Source organism: Clostridium aciditolerans, assembly GCF_016316925.1.
Taxonomy (GTDB): Bacteria; Bacillota; Clostridia; order Clostridiales; family Clostridiaceae; genus Clostridium_AM; species Clostridium_AM aciditolerans.
The window spans coordinates 107019-129946 of sequence record NZ_JAEEGB010000013.1 but is presented as its reverse complement, the minus strand read 5'-3'; the positions used below and the strand labels follow the sequence as shown (position 1 = coordinate 129946).

Genomic DNA, 22928 nt, shown 5'->3' with positions numbered 1-22928 from the left:
TTGGCAATTAAATCAATCTTAACATCGCAGACAGATTTTACAGGTGAGTTTCCTGTAAGCGAGAAGACAGTTGCTCTCTGGCGATTTAATGAAGCTTCACCTGATAGCAATAATATGCTTGCAGATGATTCCGGCCATAATAGAAATTTCTTTGTATCCGGATGGTCAGGCACATCAGCCAACTTATTATCAGGTAGATTGGGAAGATATTTTAGGCAGAATATCGTTAATCCAACAAGTGAAAAAACGCATTTAGTGGCTACCAATGATGGTAGCTTTTTTAGTGATTTAGGTGAAAAGATTGTTGTTGGTGGATGGATAAACCCGACTACTTATTCTGTAGGACAGACGTATATCCCAATTTTTAATACTAGACAAGGCCCAGGCCAACCTATTTTCTATATTTCTTTATTTCAGGGAAGATTACGATTAATGCTGTATAATTCTTCTGGTTCTCTGATATATGACCAGACAGAAACACCTACTATTACGCTAAAGAACAATGGGTGGTATTTTATTGCATCAATCATTGAAGTAAACAGCAAAAGGGTACAGAACTTGCTTTGCGATCGAAGTGATGGGGCTGTCTGGCAATCTCCAGTTCGAACATTTACGGGAGACTTAAATCAATCCTGTGTTGCGGATATAGTGATGGGAATGCATGCAAATACCTATTACTACGCAGGAGGATTTGATGACTGGTTCTATGAAAAAGATTCTTCGCTTACCATGGAGGATCTAATTTTCTATTTTAAATCTTCAATTTTAGCAAACGGCGGAGACAGTACTGCTGATGTTGATGCTCTTGTGGACCCTGGTTCTGTCATACTAAAAGAAACAAGCGGGGTCTATGCACAAAGTGGACAGCTCTATTCGATAGCAGCTGCATGTGGGCTTTCTGGAACGGGTAGAGTATCAGTTACTAGTGAATACACTGCAGGTATAACATCGATAAGCTTAGTAGAAACTTCTACATCAGATGATTTGTCTAGTTGGACTGAATGGCAGGCTATTGGAACAAGTGGTGAATTACAATCTCCAAACAGAGAATATATTCGTTATCGAATTACATTATCTACTCAAGACACCAGTAGAACTCCTAAACTTCTTGAAATACAACTACATGATATACCAAAACCTCCTTATGAGAGACTTGGATTTGCAAGACCAGTTGTGTTGGATACTAACGGGGCTTGGGAAGCAGTGTTAGAAAATGCCTTTGATATTGTAGTAACAAGTGAAGTGAATGGCGCTGATATTCTGGAGTTTAAACTGCCATTTCATGATTCCAAGCGAGTGACATTAGACAATGAAAAACAGGTGCAGATTGTCAATGATGTTTATCGTATTCGAACTATAACAGATGAGAAAAGCTCCGATGGAAGAGTTGTAACTCAGGTATATGCGGAAGCTGCATTTTATGATCTTTCTTTTAGTGCTGAAAAAGAACCCATGGAATTTGTTGCAGAGACACCAGAAGTCCCTATGCGCTATGCCTTACTTAATACTGGCTGGTCATTAGGAAATGTAACTGTAAATACTAAACGTACATGGCAATCAACAGAAAAGAATGCATTAGCTATCCTACGAACAATACAGAATATTCATGGTGGTGACTTGATTTTCGATAGTGCCAATCGTTTGGTACATCTCTTGACATTTGGAGGTACTGATAGTGGAGCATTATTTTGCTATAGAAAGAACATGAAAAGTATACAGCGCGTAGTGGATACTAGAAGTCTAATCACTCGCCTTTATGCTTATGGAAAAGATGGTATTACATTTGCTTCTATCAATGATAATAAAGAGTATGTTGAGGATTATAGCTATTCATCAGAAGTTAGAGTAGGAACGCTGGATGCTTCATCAATTAGCAACCCTTATCAGCTGCTTGAGTTTGCTAATATGCGCTTAGCTCAGTATGCAAAGCCACGAATCTCATATGTTCTCTCTGCAATGGACTTATCAGTGTTGACAGGATATGAGCATGAGGCATGGAAACTAGGTGATATAGTAACTGTGGATGATAGAGATTTGAATTTATCTGTTAAAACTCGTGTGGTACGCAGACAATATAATCTCCAAGAACCGTGGAAAACAGTACTGGAGCTATCAACAACATTAAGAGAACTGGGAGATTCATCTGCTGTTTGGGATAAAGCTGCTGATATTTTATCTTCAGCTGATGTTCTTGACCGTCAGGAAGTAAAAGACTTAGTTCCTTTTAATCATCTAAGAAATTCACGAGCTGATGACGGGTTAACCTATTGGTTAAGTTCAGGTTTTACAGTGGACCCTAATAATGGCGTATCAGGATCAGCTTCTTTTAAAGCTGAGGGAGTTTTAGGAATGACAAAAAGTTTATCACAGACTGTGTATCCTGCTAGTAGAAAGAGCTACACATTTTCAGCGCAGATTGCATCAGAAAATCTACAGAAAGGGCCAAACGGAAGAGTTGGAATTGAAGTTGTCATTGAATATGAGGACGGTTCGACAGAAACTAGGTTTATTGATCTCTATTAGGAAGGAGGTAACGCTATGGCTTATTTTTCACAAATAGCTCATGCTATTACACCGAGAGGTATTGGAAAGATAAAGTCGCTTACCATCCGTCTTTTCATTACTGATTGTACTGGTGAGGTATTCTTTACGGATATGCTTTTACAAGGGGGCTCTGTTGCTACGGGCTGGGTTGGCCATGTATCAGAAATACAATGGACGCTGGATGGGTAGGTGGTGCAAATGTCAGTTACATTTACCAGATTTACTGAGACGATACATTGTAAAGAGGATAAACGAGTAGTAAGCGTAACAGTGAATCTACTTCTTGATGATTGCACAGGAACGGTATATTTTACTGATATTCAAGCACAAGAAGGGAATCACCTTACTGGCTATACAACTAACACAGAGAGCATGCTGCAAAAATATCGAGAGAATGAGACAATTGTTCCTGTTCGCTTTTATAATGGAGTAGTTCGAAGCGGAGCGACGATTATTCTATTTAACCTAGGATCAACTTCCACTGGTCTTGACTGTTATATTTATCCTAATCAGAATATGGCTGCAGGTAGTATCCAATTGTCTCAAGGAGCAGGGGCACACAAGGTGAAATTTAAAGAGGCAGTTAGCCCAGGTGATACCTTTTCGCTATTAGCATCAACTAGACAGTGTTTAAAGAACGGAAGCCCAACTGAAAAGGAAGGATTTTTTCAATATACAGCATCCGGTGATAGTAAACATGTGATAAAGCTAGAAGACAGAAAATCGGCCCGGGTATTATTTGAGTTTCAAGAAATGCAGGAAGGAAGTGAGCGCCTTTGATTGACTATTTAAAAGGTAAGCGATGTATGGTCTGGAGTTTCATGGGAAATAACCGCATGTATCAAGCATTACGAGACTATGGGGATCGAATTGATACGGTGGGCATTTTTACTTTTGAAGTGGATATTACCGGGACAATATCAGAAACAGGAACAAGCATATCCAGTATGCTTACCTATATTAATCGTTGGCCTCATATCAAATGGCTACTGACTATTATGAATCATGGTACAGCTTCCATTTTTACTGCTCTTAGAAATAACACCAATGGTGCGAAGGATAAATTTCTTACTGAGATCATTCGGATTATGAAAAAGTATCCGTGGTGTTCTGGTGTTGATATAGACTTGGAACGCGGAGGTGGCTACGAGAACAAAGACGCTGCAAATGCCCTATTTCGTGACATATATAATACTGTCAAAGCTTATGATTCTTCTAAACTCGTTAATTTTTGTTTACCAGGAATGACGGGAGTACAAGGATCGGTTGGTGGCGAAAATTGGTGTGTCTATGAAGACTTAAATCCGTACTGCGATACGGCAGCAATTATGAGTTATGGCATGGCATGGGCTGGTTCTGCTCCGGGACCGGTTTCTCCGAGGGATTGGTTGGAAGGTATTTATGATTATGCTGTTCGGGTTATGAATCCTGAAAAAATATTTTTGGGATTGCCCGCCTATGGTTGGAACTGGAGGATACATGATACACCAGAGAACCTTGGAATAACATATCGTGGTATTTCAAACACTTATTATGCAGCAAAGCTTTGGATGACTGGAGGATATAACTTTACTGATGACGGGCCACCTCAACCAATGATTCCAATCATTGCGTATTGGGATGATTATGACAAGGTTCCTTGGGCGTTACCCCATGTGTATGACTACATGGAAGGCTGGGATGCTGTTTCAAGAACATACCCATTACTTGAGGAATCCTATAATCGTCGCAGATATTTGACCGCCTATAGTAAGCAACAAAAAACTGAATTTGGCACAATCTTTATAGACCGTAGTGGTGGAACACCTGATAATTATTTTGGTAATGTATCAGTTTCATCTCAATTTATTACACTTGGAGATGAAGGTGAAGCCACCTACGAATTTGAAATAGAATCTGCTGGTTTTTATGATGTAGCTATTCGCTTTTCTTTTCCTTTTTGGGATAAGAATACTATCCATGTTTCGCTTGACGGAATAAATAAGGTATTTAGTGAGAGTAGGTTATGGTGGCCATACTGGAGAACAACTTGCTGGAGCTCTTTGGCTTCGAGTGTATATCTTTCAGCTGGAACTCATACTGTCACAGTTAGTTCCTCAGTAACAGGAGTACAGTTCTATGGATTTCGGGTATGTTCAAGCTTTAGTGAAGAACCTTCTGCTGGAGATGCTGACTTCATGTTATCCCCTCGCCAGTTTAAAGATGTGAACGGTTTAATGGTTCAGCCCGATCGAGGATTTAAATTGACAACGGAAGTACTTCGTAGAAAGCCTGATTCAGCACTAATTTGGTATGAGGACTTTCGAGATGAAAATCCACTACCATCTAGCTATTGGACAACATTAAGCGGAGAGTGGGAGGTATGGCAGAACAAGAATGATCCAGCTACTCGCCCTTATTCACAGCTTGATGGACATGGGAGGTTGGCGTGGAAATATAATGGTTTCTCAGATGTTCATTTAAGAGCGAGATTAGCTTTTCCTTCAGATGGAAGTGGTCAAGCTGGCATTTTTTGTGGAGAAATCTTTTGCTGTTTAAATATTAATTCACAGCGTATTGAACTATATAATGGTTCTACTCTAATCGGAAGCTATGCAACCGAAATTTCTAAAACTCCATCATCAGATCTTCGCTCAAATCCAAGAATGTACACCATTGAAATGAGGATACGTAATAATTCTGTAAGGGTTTATTCTGGAGCAAGTAGTGTTTTGCGATTCACAGCGTCTCTTGATGGTTATTCAGGTGGTTATGCCGGAGTTCAATCTGATGGACGTATTCTATGCGAGTTAATAAGATTAGGAGATGCCTGGACTTATGAACCTTATGAAAGATTTGATGTAATCTACCCAGATGGGAGTAGAACGGAGTATGGGAGACTAGATAGAACTGGTGTTACATGGGATAGTGAGTTTCAGGTTTTTACAGTCAACAGTGATGTAGAGGAAGCTTCAACACGAAGTCAGGATATTTCCATGGACTATGATTTCTTTCACTCTAGGCTTTTATCATTGATTTGTGGAAATGACTATTCAGTAAAGATTGTGCCGAAGGACATTAATGTATGGATTTCACGATTATTTCTCGGGGATGCAGATGGATTCTCAATTCTTTACTACCAAGACGTAGATAGCCTAGTCTATTGGGCAAATGAGGCAGCGTATCGATGGAAGCTTAGGGGGATTGCAATATGGTCTCTAGGACAGGAGGATATGAGGTTATGGGAAGCCTTACCTAAACAAATATAAATTAATACACTGAACCAAGAGTGTTTGCGTTAATGCAGGCACTCTTTTTATATATGCACCAATCATGAAGGAGGTAAAAATGATGAAGGAAATTTGGAGTTGGATTCAAACTGCATTTACTGTACTTGGTGGACTCTTAGGATGGTTTTTAGGAGGTTTTGATGGATTTTTATATGCATTAGTAGCTTTAATGGTGGCTGATTATATCACCGGTGTCATGTGTGCCATTGTTGAAAAGAAACTATCAAGTGAAATAGGGTTTAAAGGCATATTCAAAAAAGTACTTATTTTTATTCTAGTTGGAGTTGGACATTTGATTGATACAAATCTGATCGGAGATGGGAGCGTGCTTCGGACTGCTATCATCTTTTTCTATTGCTCCAATGAAGGTGTATCTATGCTAGAAAATGCTGGTCGATTAGGACTACCAATACCAGAAAAATTAAAAGATATCCTTGTTCAGTTGCATAATAAAGGAGGTAAGGAATAATGAATCTAAGAAAACTTATTCTGACTGAAAATGCTTGTTATAAGGCAGGTAAAAAGATTACACCGAAAGGTATCATGGTTCATAGCACCGGTGCCAACAATCCTTATCTTCGTAGATATGTTGGGCCGGATGATGGCTTATTAGGTGTAAATCAGTACAATAATCACTGGAATCAGGATAGGCCCGATGGAAAACAGGTTTGTGTCCATGCTTTCATTGGAAAGCTTATGGATGGTTCAATTGCTACTTATCAAACTCTACCATGGGACCATCGAGGTTGGCATGCTGGAGGAAGTGCAAATGATACACATATTGGTTTTGAAATATGCGAGGATGGATTGACCGATGCCTCGTATTTTAATGCGGTTTATAAAGAAGCGGTAGAGCTTTGTGTTTATCTTTGCAATTTATACAATCTAACTGAAAAAGATATTATTGGCCATTATGAAGGCTATCAAAGAGGAATCGCAAGTAATCATGGTGATCCGAAAAACTGGTTTCCTAAGCATGGAAAGAGCATGGATACATTTCGTGCAGATGTAAAAAGCCTCTTAAGTGAAGGAGCTAAATCTGGAGAAACAGAGAAAAAGAAATACTACCGCGTTCAAATCGGTGCTTATTCCGTAAAAGCCAATGCAGAGGCCCAGCTTGCCAAAGCGAAAAAGGCTGGCTTTACGGATGCGTTTATAAAGTATGATTAACACTTTTACCTATGACCTGAGGAGTGTAATAGCTCTTCGGGTCATTTTTTTTGCTCTTTAGGGGTTCGAATCATTAGGGATTTTTGCATATAGGTGCAGGGGTCTCCCTGTAGAAATGGAGGTTACCTATATGCAGATTACTAAAATTACAGATAAACAAGATCTACTATTAAATCCAAAAAGGAAATATCTAAGTGCTGAGGCTCTTCAAAGAGAATTTGATTATTATAGGGCAGAAAAGTTGCTACATCAAATGCTTGATAAGGGTTTTATTTCAAAGGAAGAGTTCAACAAAATTATGCTATTAAACCGTGAAACTTTCTCACCTATGTTAGCACAGATAATGCCCGATATTCCTTGATATACTGGGCGTTCAGAGGTAATATGTGACCTACCAAAAAGGAGGTGAGTCGATGAAAAAGATAACAAAAATAGACGGGAATAAGGGTACATCAATTATCAAGCCAAAATTACGAGTAGCTGCTTATTGTCGTGTTTCTACGGACAGTGATGAACAGTTAGTGAGCCTAGAAGCACAAAAATCCCATTATGAGACTTACATAAAGGCAAACCCAGAATGGGAATATGTTGGCTTGTATTATGATGAGGGGATCAGTGGGACCAAAAAAGAAAACCGGTCAGAACTTCTTAGAATGCTATCAGATTGCGAAAACAAGAAGATTGACTTAATTATTACAAAGTCCATTAGTAGGTTTGCAAGAAACACAACGGATTGTTTAGAGATGGTTCGTAAGCTGTTGGATCTGGGTATTTACATCTATTTCGAGAAAGAGAATATCAATACCCAGTCAGTGGAAAGTGAGTTGATGCTTTCTATATTAAGTGGACTTGCAGAAAGCGAGTCCATTTCCATTTCGGAAAACAACAAATGGGCAATACAAAGGAGATTTCAAAACGGTACTTTTAAGATTTCATACCCACCATATGGTTATGACAACATTGATGGTCAAATGGTGGTAAACCCTGAGCAGGCAGAAATCGTGAAGTATATTTTCGCAGAAGTATTATCGGGCAAAGGTACACAGAAAATTGCAGATGATCTTAATCAAAAGGGCATCCCCCCTAAAAGAGGTGCTCGTTGGACTGCTACTACAATTCGAGGGATATTAAAAAATGAGAAATATACTGGGGATGCTATTTTGCAAAAGACTTATACTGACAGCCATTTTAACAGGCACACCAATTATGGTGAGGAAAATATGTATCTAGTAGAAAACCACCATGAAGCAATTATCAGCCATGAAGATTTTGAAGCTGTAGATGCCATTCTCAATCAAAGGGCAAAGGAAAAAGGCATCGAAAAGCGCAACAGTAAATATCTAAACCGATATTCTTTCTCTGGCAAAATTATCTGCTCGGAATGTGGCAGTACCTTTAAAAGACGGATTCATTCATCCGGTCCAAGAAAATACATTGCTTGGTGCTGCAGTAAGCATATAAGCAATATAACGGAATGTTCTATGCAGTTCATTCGAGATGAAGATATAAAAACTGCATTTGTTACGATGATGAATAAACTCATATTTGGTCAGAAGTTCATATTAAGACCACTTTTGCAGGGGTTACGTAACCAGAACAATGCAGCGAGTTTTCGTAGAATTGAAGAGTTGGAAACTAAAATTGTAAACAACATGGAGCAGAGCCAGGTACTGACAGGTTTAATGGCCAAAGGGTATCTGGAACCTGCTCTGTTCAATAAAGAAAAGAATGCACTGGAGGCAGAAAGAGAAAGGTTTCTTGCCGAAAAGGATCAACTTACTCGTTCCGTCAATGGCAATATTGCAAAGGTAGATGAGGTTGACCGTCTGCTTAAGTTTGCCACTAAGTCCAAAATGCTCACAGCTTATGAGGATGAGTTGTTTGAAGATTACGTAGAGAGGATTATTGTCTTTTCACGGGAGGAAGTCGGTTTTGAATTAAAATGTGGAATCACATTGAGGGAAAGGTTGGTGAATTAGATGGGTCACACACCCTATGGATATAGAATTGAAGATGGAAAGGCTGTTGTAGATGATATAGCAGCAGAACAAGTAAAAGAATTATTTTCAGGATACTTGGCAGGACTTTCTTTGAAGGGTGCTGCTAAAAAAGCTGGGATAGACTGCTATCATGCCACTGCAGGAAAGATGTTGCAGAACAAGCAATACCTTGGCGATGAATTCTACCCTCCAATTATTGATGAGGAGACATTTAAAAAGGCTGGGGTGGAAAAACGAAAACGAGCAGAAAAGCTCGGAAGGATATGGGAGCCTAAAGATGAACCGGAAAGGGATTACCCTGTAAAGTTCAAAGCAAAACCTCTGGTGCAAAAATATGAAGATCCATACAAGCAGGCGGAATATGCCTACAATTTGATAGAAAGCGAGGTGTAACAAGTGGCAGTGAGTAGGAATGTAACAGTCATTCCGGCAATTAAGCGAGTCGGAAATAATAAAAATAGTGAAAGCAAACCCAAAATACGAGTGGCTGCTTACTGCCGTGTTTCAACGGATAGTGAGGAGCAGGCTTCAAGTTATGAAATTCAGATAGAGCATTATACAAACTATATTAAGAAGAACAAGGAATGGGAATTGGCAGGTATTTTTGCGGATGACGGCATCACAGGTACAAATACCAAAAAGCGTGATGAATTCAACCGCATGATCGAAGAGTGCATGGCAGGAAATATTGACATGATCATTACAAAATCCATCAGCCGATTTGCGAGAAACACGTTGGACTGCCTTAAATACATTCGTCAATTAAAGGATAAAAACATCGCTGTATTCTTTGAAAAAGAGAATATCAACACCATGGATTCCAAGGGTGAAGTATTGCTAACTATCATGGCATCCCTTGCCCAACAAGAAAGCCAATCCTTAAGCCAGAACGTTAAGCTGGGTATTCAGTATCGATACCAGCAAGGTGAAGTTCAGGTCAACCACAAGCGTTTCCTTGGTTACACCAAGGATGAAAACAAGCAACTAGTGATTGACCCAGAGGGTGCGGAGGTTGTTAAACGGATTTTCAGAGAATACCTTGAGGGAGCCAGCCTATTACAGATAGCAAGAGGACTAGAAGCGGACGGAATTCTAACAGCGGCAGGGAAATCAAAATGGAGACCAGAAACACTGAAAAAAATATTGCAAAATGAAAAGTACATCGGAGATGCCCTTCTACAAAAAACATATACAATTGATTTCCTTTCTAAAAAGCGAGTTAAAAATAACGGAATCGTTCCCCAGTATTATGTAGAAAACAGCCATGAGCCTATTATTCCACGCGAGCTTTTTATGCAGGTTCAAGAAGAGATGGTTCGAAGAGTGAATCTCCGAGGAGGTAAAGGCGGTAAAAAGAGAGTCTATAGTAGTAAGTATGCTTTATCAAGTATTGTTTACTGTGGGCAATGCGGTGATATTTACCGACGAGTACATTGGAATAACCGAGGTTACAAGTCTATTGTTTGGAGATGTGTTAGTCGTTTAGAGGAAAAAGGCTCTGAATGTACGGCACCTACCATAAACAAGGAAACATTACAGACAGCAGTGGTCAAGGCTATTAACGAACTTTTGGCTAACAAAGAACCCTTCCTCTCAACGTTACAGAAAAACATAGCTACCGTCCTTAATGAAGAAAATGATAATACCACCGATGATATTGATAGAAAATTGGAAGAGTTACAACAACAGCTCCTTATACAAGCAAAATCAAAAAATGATTATGAAGATGTGGCTGATGAAATTTATCGACTTCGGGAATTAAAGCAAAATGCACTAGTAGAGAATGCAGAGCGAGAAGGAAAAAGGCAACGAATTGCAGAAATGACTGATTTCTTGAATGAGCAATCCTGCGAGTTAGAGGAGTATGATGAGCAATTAGTAAGGCGGCTAATTGAAAAGGTTGCGGTGCTTGAAGATAAACTCGTTATTGAATTCAAATCTGGGATTGAGATTGAAGAAGAGATGTAAAATATTAACAGTCAATTAAGAGCTAACACCCTTTGGTGGTTATTAACTTCGAAAACACTTAATTATAATCTTAGAAAGACGAGACTATCCCGAAAACTGTGTAAACCTCCAAGATGGTGTAAAATAGAAGCACCGAGCTTGGAGGTTTTAATTATGGTAAAGAGAAAAATCACCCCGGAACGTCGAGAACAAAGAAAGAAATTATTAGAAATGCTACAAGGAGCCGGAATTAACGATGTTGCCGGAGTCCAGGAATTGTTCAAGGAAATGGTAAGTACCGTTTTAGAAAATGGCCTGGAAGGTGAATTAGACGACGAATTAGGCTATAGCAAGTACGACTATCGTAATAAGGAAACCGATAATAGCCGTAACGGCTACAGCGAAAAAACACTAAAGACTAGCCTGGGCGATATAGAAATTGCCGTCCCAAGAGACCGCAAAGGTAATTTTCAGCCACGGATCGTAAAGAAAAACCAGACAACCCTAAGCGGCGATATCGAAGAAAAGATCTTATCCATGTATGCAAAGGGCATGACCACAAGTGATATCGAAGGTCATATCCGCGATATTTACGGAATTGAGGTATCCGACAGCACAATTAGCCGTGTTACCGATAAAATCCTTCCTGTTGTGAAGGAATGGCAGGTGCGGCCCTTGGAGAACATCTATGCGGTTGTATTCATGGATGCCATCCACTTTCATGTCCGCAGCGAAGGTCAAATTATTAAAAAGGCTGTTTACATCGCGATTGGTGTTCAAATGGATGGAGTCCGGGATGTTTTAGGCATGTGGGTGGGAGAAAATGAAAGTGCTAAGTTCTGGCTGGGAATTTTAAATGGCCTAAGAAATCGTGGCATAGAAGATATCTTAATTGCTTGCGTAGATGGCCTTACCGGGTTCACCAATGCCATTGAAGCTGCTTTTCCTAAGACGCAAATCCAGCAGTGCATAATTCACCAAATTCGTAACTCAACGAAATATGTTTCTTACAAGGATATTAAAGTCTTAATGGCCGATCTGAAACTGGTATATGCCGCGATTGATGAACAAACGGCCTTGGATCATCTGGATGCATTTGATGAAAAGTGGAGCGGGAAATATCCGAAGATTGCTCTTTCCTGGCGGGTTAATTGGGCCAATTTGTCCACTTATTTTAAGTATCCGCAAGAAGTGAGAACGCTCATTTATACAACGAACGCGATTGAGAATTTCAATCGTCAGCTGCGCAAAGTTACTAAGGCAAAATCCGTATTTCCCACTGATGACAGCTTGTTAAAGATGCTGTACCTAGCCATGATTGATATTACTAAGAAGTGGACGGGACGACGCAAAGACTGGGGACAAATCCATTCCCAATTAGAAATATTCTTTGCCGACCGACTGGACTAGCTTGACAGCCAGGTTGGTTTTCGTATAATACTAACCAAGGGGCAAGCAGCCTATCTGACTGTTTTGCTCCCTTAAAAAATATTGCTCTTTTTTATGCTATTTGGAGTTTACACAAAATCAGGGATACACCCAGAAAGACATCCAATCTCATACCGCCATTGAAGGCCTTTAAAAGAACGTATTTAATTCATACTAACTTCAGAAAAGTTTGGCAGTACTTTTTAATCTGTTAATTATCAACCGATAACAAGAAAATAAACTGACTCTTTTCTCCCTCCTCTTAGCTATATTTATTCCTTGCGAGTGAAATGGTTTCTCCAATTTAGTCAAAATTAATGGATTCACTTAAATGCTTCCATTTTGTGTCTGAATCTGAAAGAGCTTTGCTTGCAGCTTCGGCATAAGCGACCGCGTCACTTCCCATAAGAAGACGAAGCGGGGGTTCATCCATATCGGTTAAATCGGTAATGAGCTTTGCAATTATTAGAAGATCTCCGGGTTGCTGTTCGCGATGATCGTGAATTGCTTTTACAAATGCACCGACAGTTTGCTCGTAAGGCTCACTTACAGGGAAGATAGTCATGGAAGACCCAGTTCAATCAGTGTGCATTTCACTGGAACTGGCAGTTAGAAACAAAACTTTTAACGTAAAAATCTTCCTTTCTTTGTTTAGAATAAAAAACATGTGGGATGATTTCTATTTTTAAATAAATACTCTTTTTGGATTGAATGTTCAATCCAAAAAGAGTATCGTTTCAAGTTTGCATGTTCACGGATATAAAAGCAAAAAATAGGAACGAGATGACCAGGAAAAGAAATATATACTTAATACCTGCTAGAATTCAGTTTGTCCATAAATTCTCAGTCAATGGTATGCTTTTGTCATTAAAAACGTTCAATTGAAGATTCGAACGATGACATGGTTTGACAGAACTAGAGTGATAAGTGTATTTTGCACAAGATGATGGACTTGTCTCTATTTTACGAATCAACGACGCTACATTATTCCAGTTCATAAATAATTTTTTACTTTCTATTCTAATTTATTGTTTCAAACCTGCTTTTCCAATAACTAAAAGGAGTGATATTTTTTACTCTTCTGGCATCTTACTTAATCGTGCTCTAGAAAGTGTCAAAGCGACTCCAATAGCTATTGTAACTCCCAGTGCGCCTATCCAAGTAACTGAAGAGAGTGATACTTTCTCAACAAAAACACCGCCAATTCCTGCACCAGCCGCCATTGCCAATTGCATTACTGACTGATTTAAGCCTAATAATATACCTGATGACTCTGGCTCGATTGTAGCCAAGTTATATTGTTGGGTTGGTCCCGATGACCATGCAGCAAATGACCATAGTATTAATATGATTGAAACACGAATATAAGAATTTGTGACAAGAGACAATAATATTAGCATCACGATGTGTAATGCCATTCCTCCTAACAGTGTTTTTTGAACTCCCCAACGATCCGTACTAAATCCACCAAATTTAGAACCCAATAAACTTGCGATACCAAAGATCAGCAAGACTCCATTTAAATGCTTTTCTTCTATTCCTGATACATTTAATAAGTAAGGTGAAAGGTAAGTGTAAGCAATGGAATACCCTCCAAGCCAGAAAAAAGTAATTGCTAATCCAATCGTAATCCTCCATTTTTTAAGAAGAGCTAACTGTTGCACTAGTGGTACAGGCTTATCACCCTGAATAAGTGGAATAGACGCTCTAATGAGGATCATTGCAAGAATTCCCAGTAATGCAATTACACCAAAAATAACCCTCCAACCTAATAAACTAGAAATGATTCTTCCGATAGGGACTCCTATGATTAACGAAGACGAAAGTCCCATCATCACTATAGCAATAGAGCTACCCTGCTTACCTTCCGGTGCGATCTTTGTAGCGATAGTTAATGCTGTAACAACAATCATCCCTGCCCCGAGTGCCATAACAACTCGAGCTACTACAAATAATTGATAGCCAGGTAGGATGAATGCCAAGATATTCCCTATTACAAATAAACTTAAGGAAAAAATCATTAATTTACGTCTGTCAATACTAGATGTTATTCCTATAAGAATGGGTGTAAATATTGCATATACCAGTGAGAAAATTGTCATTAATTGCCCTGCTGTTGCCAAAGTTATATCAAGTGAATTTGCAATCGTATCTAAAATTCCTGAAACAATATATTGGGAAGTTCCCACTAAAAAACTAACGCTTGCCAAGATATAAATTTTCAAAGTATTAGACAAATGATATCACTCCTTATTCTTATGTTTTTACATCGATATATTGCTAATTATCGATATGTTTATTCAAAAAAATATATCGTGAATACTAACGATATATTTAAGCGGAGATGAAACTGAATCCCCCAAACAATGTAAGGAATTCAGCTTAACCCAGTTATCCCTTTTGCTTTAGGAACTCAGCGATCCCATTGATGGCCTCTTCATTTCTTTTGTAATAGGTATACTTCCCTATACGTTCAGCTTTTATAAGTCCAACTTGTAAAAGCATCGAGAGATAATGAGATGCCGTCGATTGCGTCATTTCTAATTTTTCTGAAATTTGACTAACGCATACCCCGGTTTTGTTCATATCAATCCCTTCGTGGGGAGTGAAATAGAAATCTGGTTCCTTCAGCCATTCTAAGATTTTCAATCTTGCTTCATTAGATAATGCTTTAAAAATATCTACTTGTTTCATACAATTCATTTTATCGAGAATTGTCGATTTTGTCAAGCGTGAATGTCAGATGGATGGCGGAATGGATCTTTGTCGCGTCAAAACTTAAGAGTTGACAATTAGTCTAATTAGACTATAATGTTTATAGGATATTAGTCTAATTAGACTATGATTATTTTTATAACTCAATAAAGTTGGTTGAAGCAGTCAATGAGTGGAGCATCTCTTCAATATTGATTGAAGCTTGAAAGGATTACTTCGAAAATGGAAAGAAAGGATGAAGAAAATGATTAAATCATTTTTAATGATAGGGCAATCGAATATGGCAGGACGAGGCTTTATCAATGATGTACCTCCAATTTATAATGAAAGGATTAAAATGTTACGTAATGGGGGATGGCAAATGATGACGGAACCCATTAATTATGATCGCCCTGTTTCTGGAGTCAGTTTAGCTGCTTCCTTTGCAGATGCATGGTGCAATGTAAACCGAGAAGAAACGATTGGCTTAATTCCCTGTGCGGAAGGAGGAAGTACACTTGATGAATGGCATGTAGATCAGACTCTTTTTAGACATGCTATAACAGAAGCAAAATTTGCTATGGAGAATAGTGAGTTAATAGGAATTCTTTGGCACCAAGGAGAAAGCGATAGTATGAATGGGAAGTATAAAGTCTATTACCAAAAATTACTTGCCATTATGAAGGCTCTTAGAAAGGAATTAAGTGCCCCCAATATATCGATCATTATTGGTGGCTTAGGAGATTTTCTAGGTAAAGAAGGGTTCGGGAAAAATTGTACGGAATATAACCTCATCAATCAAGAATTGCAAAAATTTGCTTTCGAACAAGATCATTGTTATTTTGTCACAGCCGAAGGTTTAACATCTAATCCTGATGGTATCCACATTGATGCAATTTCGCAAAGAAAATTTGGTTTACGATATTTTGAAGCTTTCTCTAATAGGCAGCATATATTAAAACCATTAAATAATGAAAATGAGTTGATCAAGCTTAATTGTGATCGACCACATACACAAACAGAAAAAATATATATGGAAAGCCTAGAATTGGCGTTGGGAAAAATTTCCTATCCTGAATTTGAAGCTCAACTTAAACAAATCTACAAGAGGTAAACTTTAGCATCACAGAATACCAATTCAGAGTCTAAAGAGGTGTTTTTTTGATTCCACTACTAATTTTAGGTTTATTAAAACAAAAACCAGGTTCTTATGGTTACGAATTATTAGCATTAATGGAGGAGCGTCACTATAAATATATAGTAAATTATACGAAAGGGTCCTTCTACTATAATCTTCAACAATTAGAAGAAAAGCAATATATTAAAAAAGTCGATCAGCTAGACAATACTAGAGAAAAGCATAATTATATCATTACTGAACGAGGAAACAAAGAATTCGAAAAATTAATGTTTAAGTATGGATCTAAGACCGATTATATAAATTTTTCTTTTTATGCAGCGATGTTATTTGCTAACGAATATAAAAAAGAGGAATTCATAAAGCTAATAAAAATACAAATTGAACAAACGAAAAGGAAAATTTTTTTATTAGATCAAACACTACAACATAATGAAGATATCCCTACTTATTTTAAAAAAATGTTGGAAAATTCACGTTCTCATCATTTAGTAAACGTTCAATGGTTTGAAGAACTATTAAAAGATACAAGGATTGAAAGCGAATCTAAATTACCCAACACAGCTCAGAAAGAAGACATCTAGCTAATATGAAGCTTGAGGAGGATTTGTTTTGCTGAGGTCTATCGTTATCAAAGAAATTGAAAGCAAATGGATGGAATCTATATTTCTAAAGAGGATGAAGGGAAAAGGGATCGTTGGTATATAGCGTTTTTTAAATATCAAAAGGGAAGATAACATGAGAATATTAGAGCGTCCACTCGAGAGAACGGATTTTTATTAGAGCGAAAAGAATGTTATATGAAATTTATTGATATGCTCCAACGGACGACGCTCTCCTAAAAAAATAGCCATCGTATATTGCTATGTTTCCTAGGATGAAAAGAAGAAATCTTCTTCTTTTTTGGACTGTAGAGAAATAAAAAGGCTACTCGGCATTCTTGCTGAAAACTTCGGTAGAAATATGGGAAATTAAATCAGTTTGAAACTTTGTAACAAAATCTTATAAAAATTTGAAAGCGGGGAGTACACATGATTACCTTAAAATCTAAAAGGGAAATTGAGTTGATGGCTGAATCTGGATCGTTATTAGCCGATGTTCATATCCATCTACGAGATTTTATCAAGCCGGGAATTACTAGCTGGGACATTGAAGTTTTTGTGCGTCAATACATCGAAAGTCATGGAGGAGTTGCTGCCCAAATTGGATTTGAAGGTTATAAGTATGCTACATGTATCAGTGTGAATGATGAAATTTGTCACGGATTTCCTAAAAAACAAGTCTTAAAGTCAGGTGATTTGGTTAAAGTTGACATGTGTGTCAATTTAAATGGCGCGATCTCGGACTCTTGTTGGGCTTATGTAGTAGGTGCAAGCACACCGGAAGTTGACAATTTGATGGCGGTAACTAAAAAAGCTCTTTATCTTGGAATCGAGCAAGCACAGGTTGGTAATCGGACTGGGGATATTGGTCATGCGATACAAGCTTATGTAGAAGCACAAGGGTACAGCGTCGTACGAGATTTTATTGCTCATGGAATTGGACCTAGTATCCATGAGGAACCTTTCTTTGCTCATTATGGGACACCTGGGAAAGGGGTTCGTCTGAGAGAGGGAATGGTCATCACGATTGAACCCATGGTGAATGTAGGTGATGGGCAAGTAAAGATGATGTCTAATGGATGGGAAGCAAGAACTCTAGATGGCAGTTTAAGTTGTCAATATGAGCATAGCTTGGCAATCACTAAAGCTGGGCCGTTAATTCTAACATCTCAAGGAGAAGAAGGAACTTATTAAACGAAATATATGATTTATAAATCGGCATTAATGGATAAGGATAGAAAAGTATTTTTATTTTAGCGGCAACCGGTGCTCCTTTTCTTTTATCCAATAAATCGCATGAAAAGAACGATTTTTCGTAATTTCATACGACTTTTTCTAGGGACTTATGTCACAGCTCCTTTGCACAGACAGTACGATTGGTAGATATGTTCCCGTCTACCGATAGCCCCAAAAACGCAGTAGATATGTTTCCGAGAACGGGCAGGTTCGAATGACATTCATTCTGTCCTCTCAAGCCATGTTGAGTGCGTGGTATTGATGTCGCGGGTTGAAAAATAAAGTCTATTCAAAGTACTGATAAATAAAGGATTTCCGAGGTTGGAAGATTTTCTATCTGATGTCTGGTAGTGCCTTTCAATCTTGAAAATCCTTGTTTTTGTTTATTGAGGAAATAGGTCAACTGTAAAAAATGTGTGTAGGGTTGAGTTGAAAGGTTAGATAAATTCATAGGGTTGTGGAGATAGAATAGATGTGGTCTAGGTATAGGAGAAGAGCTGTGCATTAAATTGAAAATTACTATATTGCTGCTTTTGAGCAGCATTTAAGTAAGATATTCTTGACAAAAGGCAGCGAAGGTGATATGATGATGCAGAGGTGAGAGGATGCCTGAGATAGGACAAATGATTAAAAGTCGTCGAGAAGCCATGGGGCTTTCTCTTAAAAAGTTAGCAATTGCTTGTGGATCAAGCGACAGTGAAATAATGAAAATTGAGAACGGAACTAGAAAAAACCCTAATTGGGCAACATTATGTGAAATCGCACGTGCTTTAAATTTTCACCCGTTTGAAATATTGTTAGCCGCAGGTTATATATCAGAAAATGATATGCATCCCAATTGCCAGATTCATGGTTTAGAAAACTTAGATGATGACGGGGTAGCAATGGTGCAATTGTTCATAGATTTTTTGACTATGCGGAACGGTAATAAAATTGGTATTTCAAAGGAGGGAGAGTGATATTATGATATTTAGATTAGGTGAATTATTTTGCGGCCCAGGTGGGATCGCTTGGGGTGCAATGAATGCTAGTATTGAAGATCCAAACTTTGCGATTGTACATCAGTGGGCAAATGACTATGACGCAGATACCTGTGAAACATATAGATTAAATATCTGTCCTGATACTCCTAATACTGTTTACCATGCGGATATTCGCAAATTCGATATGTCTAAACTAGCACCGATTGATGCATTGGCATTTGGTTTCCCATGCAATGACTATAGTGTTGTTGGTGAGCAAAAAGGTATGGACGGGGTATTCGGTCCCTTGTATTCGTATGGTGTCAAAGCTCTAAAACTGTTTAAACCCAAGTGGTTTTTAGCAGAAAATGTTGGAGGACTTAGAAATGCAAATGATGGGAAAGCCTTCACTAAGATTCTTAAGGAACTGAGGGAAGCTGGCTATACAATTACACCTCATCTCTACAAGTTTGAGGAATACGGAGTCCCTCAAGCGAGGCACCGTTTGATTATCGTTGGCATACGGGATGACATCGATGTTGAATTTAAAGTCCCATCGACAGCACCCTATGTCGGAATCGATAATACTTGCAAAAATGCAATAGAAAATCCCCCTATTCCAGAGGATGCATATAATAATGAATTGACAAGACAATCCGAAACTGTTGTTAGAAGGTTGCAGCATATTCTACCTGGACAAAATGCATTTACGGCAGACCTTCCAGAAGATTTGCGACTTAATATTAGAGGAGCAAAAATAAGTCAAATATATAAGAGGCTCGATCCAACTAAGCCTTCCTATACGGTTACGGGAAGCGGTGGTGGAGGAACACATATCTACCATTGGGAAGAACCACGAGCATTGACTAACAGAGAGCGGGCAAGATTACAGACTTTCCCTGATACTTATAGATTCGTAGGAAGTAAAGAGAGTGTACGCAAACAAATAGGAATGGCAGTACCTTGTCAGGGTGCAAAAATCATTTTTGAGGCAATATTGAAGTGTTTTGCTGGAATTGAATATGAGAGCGTAGAGCCAAGTATTAAAGAATGAAAAAGCAGTTACTTTGTAGAGAAGGCAAAGTAACTGCTTTGTTTATACATGGAAATCCATAAAGTACTGCTCATCGTCGATTTTGTAAAAGGTAACATCTGTTCTTCCATAGTTTAGTAAATCTTGTTTTTTTACGAATGCACCATTTCCAAGACCTAAACGGTTTCGGAAGTATTCTCCGAGTTGAGCGTTGCTAAGAGGTGTTGTAATTGCTTTGTCGTTTTGTTGCTCAACTCTTAGGAGAAGAGTATGACCGTCGTCTGTAATAACAGTAAAGTGTTGTTTATTTAACGGGAAGAAACCGCTTCTTGCAATTTTTGCAGGAAGATGTATATAAGCTTCGTTTTTGTTTCTGCCCTTTCGTTGTCCCCAATTTAATCCGGATTTTTCTCCAACTTCACCCTTATTTGTGAGAAGCGATAGAGTCGTAGAAGTAATACCCTCGCCAGCCAAAGTGGTTAGAGGCTTGTTTTCAGCATCAAGAATTTGATGTGTTGGACGGAGAACAATATGGTCTTCGACCTCTGCATGGTTACAATAAATTGAGTTTGCTTCAACTTCTTCATAAAACTTATAAGCTTCTTTAGGATCACAGCATACAACTATTTCTTTTCTGGATTGGATAAATGCATTCTGCACAAAATCAGCTGAACCTGTATATGCCTGTACTGGTGATTCTTCCTTTAGCCAAATGTATAAATTTGCGTGAACTGGAGGGTTTTCGCAAACATAACTACATGAAAAGCTATCCACTGCTTTTGGATATGTTTTGCCATGGAGTTCCATAAAGCCCTCATGTATAGGAACGCTTAATCCATCGTAAGGAACCATTCCAATAAGCAATGAAATATTTAGAGGGTGCATATTTTGTTCTTGAAAACTCTTAATAAGCCATGATGCCATATTAGGGGTAGCATATCCGCTTAATATTAATAAAGTGTCCGCTCCTTGGAGTGGAGGGGCAAATAAAATCCTTTTTGCTATGTTGTTGGTGAACATCCATTCTTGCCCTCCTATGCTTCTTCTTCTATATCATCCTCAGACACATCATAATACATTGTATCATGAGGAAGTTTAATATTCGGCACCCAGAGAGCTTTTCCACCCCACCCCTTAGTACCAGTTACTTGATACATGGTCAAAACTACTTTGTCATGGAAAGTGCCACCTAGTTTCCAGTCGTTCGGAGACAACAAGGCTCCTGTCCCTTGTGCAACATCTCTTCCTCTTCTGACAATCAAAATCCCCTGTCCAGCTGGTTGTTCTGAAAGCAGTGTATCAATGACAGAAAGGAATGCATCTAACTTGAAATCCGGGCTGGCAATAATATGGGATAATATTTTCTTAATTAACCTCAAATTTACCTGGTAATAAGGATCATCATCGGAGAAAGGCTCCAATAGTTTTGTTATATCATCTATGGTGTTATTATCTGGATAGAACGGATAATAGTTCGTTCCACCTGAAAGGATATTGACTCGTTTGTTATCAATAACATTCCTTCGAGTTGGATTCAATCCAAATGGATAATAAATTTTTATGTTTTCAATTCCTTGCTCTACTTGTGCGATAATGGCATTATTAGTAGCGTTAATGTCCGCAAATAATTTATAGAGTTGTTCATCTATAAATATCTTCATCATGCCAGAGTCTCTGTCATAACCAAACATCCTACTATGTTGCCACATAGTATCCGCCTGAGGCTTTTTGCTGGTTCTTGTATAATAAATTGTCTGTAGCCCTGGAAAAGTTACGCCTCGGCCTAGAGTGTTTCCGCCTACGATAAAATTACAGCCTGTTGCATAATCTGGACTCTCAACATCTGTTTTTCCATTCATAACAAGAATTTTTATCCCTTTGTTTTCCAACAAATCCTTAGTAGTTTTATAGATAACTTCAAAAGAAAGTTTCTCACTTTTGTTGGGTTCTAAAGAATCATAGTGGGTTTGTAATTCTGTGATGAATTCGGTATTGATATGCTCCATACACCAATCTAGTTCCTTTGCGACATCGTCAGCAAAACGCTGGTGGACATTTTGTCGTACGCTCGGATGTAGAAGGCAATTTGATACTATTCCTTTTGATGCTAAAATCTGAGCAGATACAGCAAGGTGGCGTATAACAACACTTCGTGTCGGTCGTTTGATAGTTTCAAGAAAATCAATGCATTCAGGTTTACCGCTTGTTGGAAAGAAAAAGTCTCCACCTAAATAGCCATCCCCTGGATGGAAGTAGTATGTAAAATATGGATGCCAACCAGACGCAAGGGTCTGTAATAAGATTGCTTGAGGCGTACCTGTAACCTGTAAGTATAAGCTACTTGATGCTCCATTTTTTATAGAATCCAGATATCTATTAATTGATGACTGACTATTACGGTTTATTAGAGTATTTAAGGAAGCCGCATCCGCCTCATCATCAACGATGAATAGAGGGTTTCCCTTCATAAAGCCTGTAGAATTAAATACATTTGCCCACAATCTTAGTACTCTTGCATTTTTCTTTAGAACGACAATGGCTGGCTTAACAAGGCTATTTTCAATAAATAAGCCTGAGTCGTTTTCGCCACAAATACAGAAGCCGTCTAAGTCGTCTCTAACTCGATCTAAGGTTTGTTGTTGCAAGACAACATTGTCTGTTGTGAGTAAGATGAATGCGGGAAATCCTAAATCTGCAGCTTTGCACATAACGCCAAACATTTGACCAGTTTTTCCAGATTGCACATTACCAAACAACAAGCCAATCTCATGACTTATAAATGAAAAATTGCGAATATGTTGATTGCCAATATCTTCAGCTGTTTTGGAAATGGACTCAGCTAATTTTTCGTTACCTCGCTCTTTTATTTTTTGCAAGTATTTTTTTAAATATTGCATTGATACAC

General features: G+C 38.4%; 21 protein-coding genes. 16 read left to right on the top strand and 5 right to left on the bottom strand.

All coding sequences use genetic code 11. The features are described 5' to 3' along the window. From I6U51_RS11755 to I6U51_RS11705, 11 genes are all read left to right on the top strand, one after another. Entirely contained in the window at window positions 1–2523 is a 2523-nt protein-coding gene (locus I6U51_RS11755) for a phage tail spike protein (protein ID WP_211142809.1), read from the top strand. A gap of 15 nt (window positions 2524–2538) precedes the next feature. Then, the gene (locus tag I6U51_RS11750) at window positions 2539–2733 is read left to right on the top strand and encodes a hypothetical protein (RefSeq protein ID WP_074441024.1); all 195 of its coding nucleotides are present in this window, start codon (window positions 2539–2541) and stop codon (window positions 2731–2733) included. A gap of 9 nt (window positions 2734–2742) precedes the next feature. Continuing rightward, window positions 2743–3324: a hypothetical protein gene (locus tag I6U51_RS11745; protein WP_211142928.1), complete on the top strand. Its 582-nt coding sequence runs from the start codon at window positions 2743–2745 to the stop codon at window positions 3322–3324. Further along, entirely contained in the window at window positions 3321–5792 is a 2472-nt protein-coding gene (locus I6U51_RS11740) for a glycosyl hydrolase family 18 protein (RefSeq protein WP_211142808.1), read from the top strand. Before I6U51_RS11745 ends, I6U51_RS11740 begins: the two co-directional genes overlap by 4 nt. An 82-nt stretch (window positions 5793–5874) precedes the next feature. Beyond that, a complete protein-coding gene (locus I6U51_RS11735) occupies window positions 5875–6282 on the top strand; it encodes a phage holin family protein (RefSeq protein WP_211142807.1) in 408 nt (135 codons plus the stop codon). Next, window positions 6282–6983, top strand: coding sequence for an N-acetylmuramoyl-L-alanine amidase (locus I6U51_RS11730; protein WP_211142806.1), 702 nt, complete (start codon window positions 6282–6284; stop codon window positions 6981–6983). The genes I6U51_RS11735 and I6U51_RS11730 overlap by 1 nt, the downstream gene beginning before the upstream one ends. 130 nt (window positions 6984–7113) lie before the next feature. After that, window positions 7114–7344 carry an SHOCT domain-containing protein gene (locus I6U51_RS11725; protein ID WP_058258318.1) on the top strand — a complete coding sequence of 77 codons (231 nt, stop codon included), beginning with the start codon at window positions 7114–7116 and terminating at the stop codon, window positions 7342–7344. A 52-nt stretch (window positions 7345–7396) separates the two neighbouring features. Then, the gene (locus tag I6U51_RS11720; RefSeq protein ID WP_058258317.1) at window positions 7397–8962 is read left to right on the top strand and encodes a recombinase family protein; all 1566 of its coding nucleotides are present in this window, start codon (window positions 7397–7399) and stop codon (window positions 8960–8962) included. Continuing rightward, a complete protein-coding gene (locus tag I6U51_RS11715; RefSeq protein ID WP_067424350.1) occupies window positions 8963–9376 on the top strand; it encodes a serine integrase family protein in 414 nt (137 codons plus the stop codon). It abuts the gene before it with no gap. A gap of 3 nt (window positions 9377–9379) precedes the next feature. Next, entirely contained in the window at window positions 9380–10951 is a 1572-nt protein-coding gene (locus I6U51_RS11710; RefSeq protein ID WP_211142805.1) for a recombinase family protein, read from the top strand. A 210-nt stretch (window positions 10952–11161) separates the two neighbouring features. Next, entirely contained in the window at window positions 11162–12340 is a 1179-nt protein-coding gene (locus tag I6U51_RS11705; protein ID WP_246517313.1) for an IS256 family transposase, read from the top strand. A gap of 322 nt (window positions 12341–12662) precedes the next feature. Here I6U51_RS11705 and I6U51_RS11700 read toward each other — a convergent pair whose 3' ends face one another. The 3 genes from I6U51_RS11700 to I6U51_RS11690 all read right to left on the bottom strand — a co-directional run bounded on the left by I6U51_RS11700 (window position 12663) and on the right by I6U51_RS11690 (window position 15052). After that, window positions 12663–12923 carry a Rossmann-fold NAD(P)-binding domain-containing protein gene (locus tag I6U51_RS11700; protein ID WP_211142803.1) on the bottom strand — a complete coding sequence of 87 codons (261 nt, stop codon included), beginning with the start codon at window positions 12921–12923 and terminating at the stop codon, window positions 12663–12665. 508 nt (window positions 12924–13431) lie between these two features. Then, on the bottom strand, window positions 13432–14595 hold the full coding sequence (locus tag I6U51_RS11695) for an MFS transporter (RefSeq protein ID WP_211142802.1): 1164 nt from the start codon (window positions 14593–14595) through the stop codon (window positions 13432–13434). A 154-nt stretch (window positions 14596–14749) separates the two neighbouring features. Continuing rightward, window positions 14750–15052 carry an ArsR/SmtB family transcription factor gene (locus tag I6U51_RS11690; RefSeq protein WP_002348368.1) on the bottom strand — a complete coding sequence of 101 codons (303 nt, stop codon included), beginning with the start codon at window positions 15050–15052 and terminating at the stop codon, window positions 14750–14752. A gap of 265 nt (window positions 15053–15317) precedes the next feature. Between I6U51_RS11690 and I6U51_RS11685 the strand changes: the two genes are divergently transcribed. The 5 genes from I6U51_RS11685 (at window position 15318) to I6U51_RS11665 (ending at window position 20044) form a co-directional block, all read left to right on the top strand. Further along, window positions 15318–16166 carry a sialate O-acetylesterase gene (locus I6U51_RS11685; RefSeq protein ID WP_211142927.1) on the top strand — a complete coding sequence of 283 codons (849 nt, stop codon included), beginning with the start codon at window positions 15318–15320 and terminating at the stop codon, window positions 16164–16166. A 47-nt stretch (window positions 16167–16213) separates the two neighbouring features. After that, window positions 16214–16774, top strand: a complete 561-nt coding sequence (locus I6U51_RS11680) for a PadR family transcriptional regulator (protein WP_096541467.1) — start codon at window positions 16214–16216, stop codon at window positions 16772–16774. A gap of 447 nt (window positions 16775–17221) precedes the next feature. After that, window positions 17222–17986, top strand: a complete 765-nt coding sequence (map, locus tag I6U51_RS11675; protein WP_211142801.1) for a type I methionyl aminopeptidase — start codon at window positions 17222–17224, stop codon at window positions 17984–17986. A gap of 665 nt (window positions 17987–18651) precedes the next feature. Beyond that, a complete protein-coding gene (locus I6U51_RS11670; RefSeq protein ID WP_242940541.1) occupies window positions 18652–18987 on the top strand; it encodes a helix-turn-helix domain-containing protein in 336 nt (111 codons plus the stop codon). 4 nt (window positions 18988–18991) lie between these two features. Continuing rightward, window positions 18992–20044, top strand: coding sequence for a DNA cytosine methyltransferase (locus tag I6U51_RS11665; RefSeq protein ID WP_000577432.1), 1053 nt, complete (start codon window positions 18992–18994; stop codon window positions 20042–20044). Window positions 20045–20086: 42 nt separating this feature from the next. On the opposite strand, the gene I6U51_RS11660 is transcribed toward I6U51_RS11665, so the two are convergent. Next, window positions 20087–21043: a restriction endonuclease PLD domain-containing protein gene (locus I6U51_RS11660; protein ID WP_211142800.1), complete on the bottom strand. Its 957-nt coding sequence runs from the start codon at window positions 21041–21043 to the stop codon at window positions 20087–20089. 14 nt (window positions 21044–21057) lie between these two features. Then, a complete protein-coding gene (locus I6U51_RS11655; protein WP_039236607.1) occupies window positions 21058–22920 on the bottom strand; it encodes a Z1 domain-containing protein in 1863 nt (620 codons plus the stop codon). Between the last annotated feature and the right edge of the window lie 8 nt (window positions 22921–22928).

What these genes read in the sequence shown, in the direction of transcription:
- I6U51_RS11735 (WP_211142807.1), top strand. Translation starts at nt 5,875, where the DNA reads ATGAAGGAAATTTGGAGTTGGATTCAAACTGCATTTACTGTACTTGGT.
- I6U51_RS11700 (WP_211142803.1), bottom strand. Translation starts at nt 12,923, where the DNA reads ATGACTATCTTCCCTGTAAGTGAGCCTTACGAGCAAACTGTCGGTGCA.
- I6U51_RS11725 (WP_058258318.1), top strand. Translation starts at nt 7,114, where the DNA reads ATGCAGATTACTAAAATTACAGATAAACAAGATCTACTATTAAATCCA.
- I6U51_RS11720 (WP_058258317.1), top strand. Translation starts at nt 7,397, where the DNA reads ATGAAAAAGATAACAAAAATAGACGGGAATAAGGGTACATCAATTATC.
- I6U51_RS11660 (WP_211142800.1), bottom strand. Translation starts at nt 21,043, where the DNA reads ATGTTCACCAACAACATAGCAAAAAGGATTTTATTTGCCCCTCCACTC.
- I6U51_RS11750 (WP_074441024.1), top strand. Translation starts at nt 2,539, where the DNA reads ATGGCTTATTTTTCACAAATAGCTCATGCTATTACACCGAGAGGTATT.
- I6U51_RS11685 (WP_211142927.1), top strand. Translation starts at nt 15,318, where the DNA reads ATGATTAAATCATTTTTAATGATAGGGCAATCGAATATGGCAGGACGA.
- I6U51_RS11730 (WP_211142806.1), top strand. Translation starts at nt 6,282, where the DNA reads ATGAATCTAAGAAAACTTATTCTGACTGAAAATGCTTGTTATAAGGCA.
- map (WP_211142801.1), top strand. Translation starts at nt 17,222, where the DNA reads ATGATTACCTTAAAATCTAAAAGGGAAATTGAGTTGATGGCTGAATCT.
- I6U51_RS11690 (WP_002348368.1), bottom strand. Translation starts at nt 15,052, where the DNA reads ATGAAACAAGTAGATATTTTTAAAGCATTATCTAATGAAGCAAGATTG.
- I6U51_RS11665 (WP_000577432.1), top strand. Translation starts at nt 18,992, where the DNA reads ATGATATTTAGATTAGGTGAATTATTTTGCGGCCCAGGTGGGATCGCT.
- I6U51_RS11705 (WP_246517313.1), top strand. Translation starts at nt 11,162, where the DNA reads ATGCTACAAGGAGCCGGAATTAACGATGTTGCCGGAGTCCAGGAATTG.
- I6U51_RS11745 (WP_211142928.1), top strand. Translation starts at nt 2,743, where the DNA reads ATGTCAGTTACATTTACCAGATTTACTGAGACGATACATTGTAAAGAG.
- I6U51_RS11715 (WP_067424350.1), top strand. Translation starts at nt 8,963, where the DNA reads ATGGGTCACACACCCTATGGATATAGAATTGAAGATGGAAAGGCTGTT.
- I6U51_RS11670 (WP_242940541.1), top strand. Translation starts at nt 18,652, where the DNA reads ATGATTAAAAGTCGTCGAGAAGCCATGGGGCTTTCTCTTAAAAAGTTA.
- I6U51_RS11655 (WP_039236607.1), bottom strand. Translation starts at nt 22,920, where the DNA reads ATGCAATATTTAAAAAAATACTTGCAAAAAATAAAAGAGCGAGGTAAC.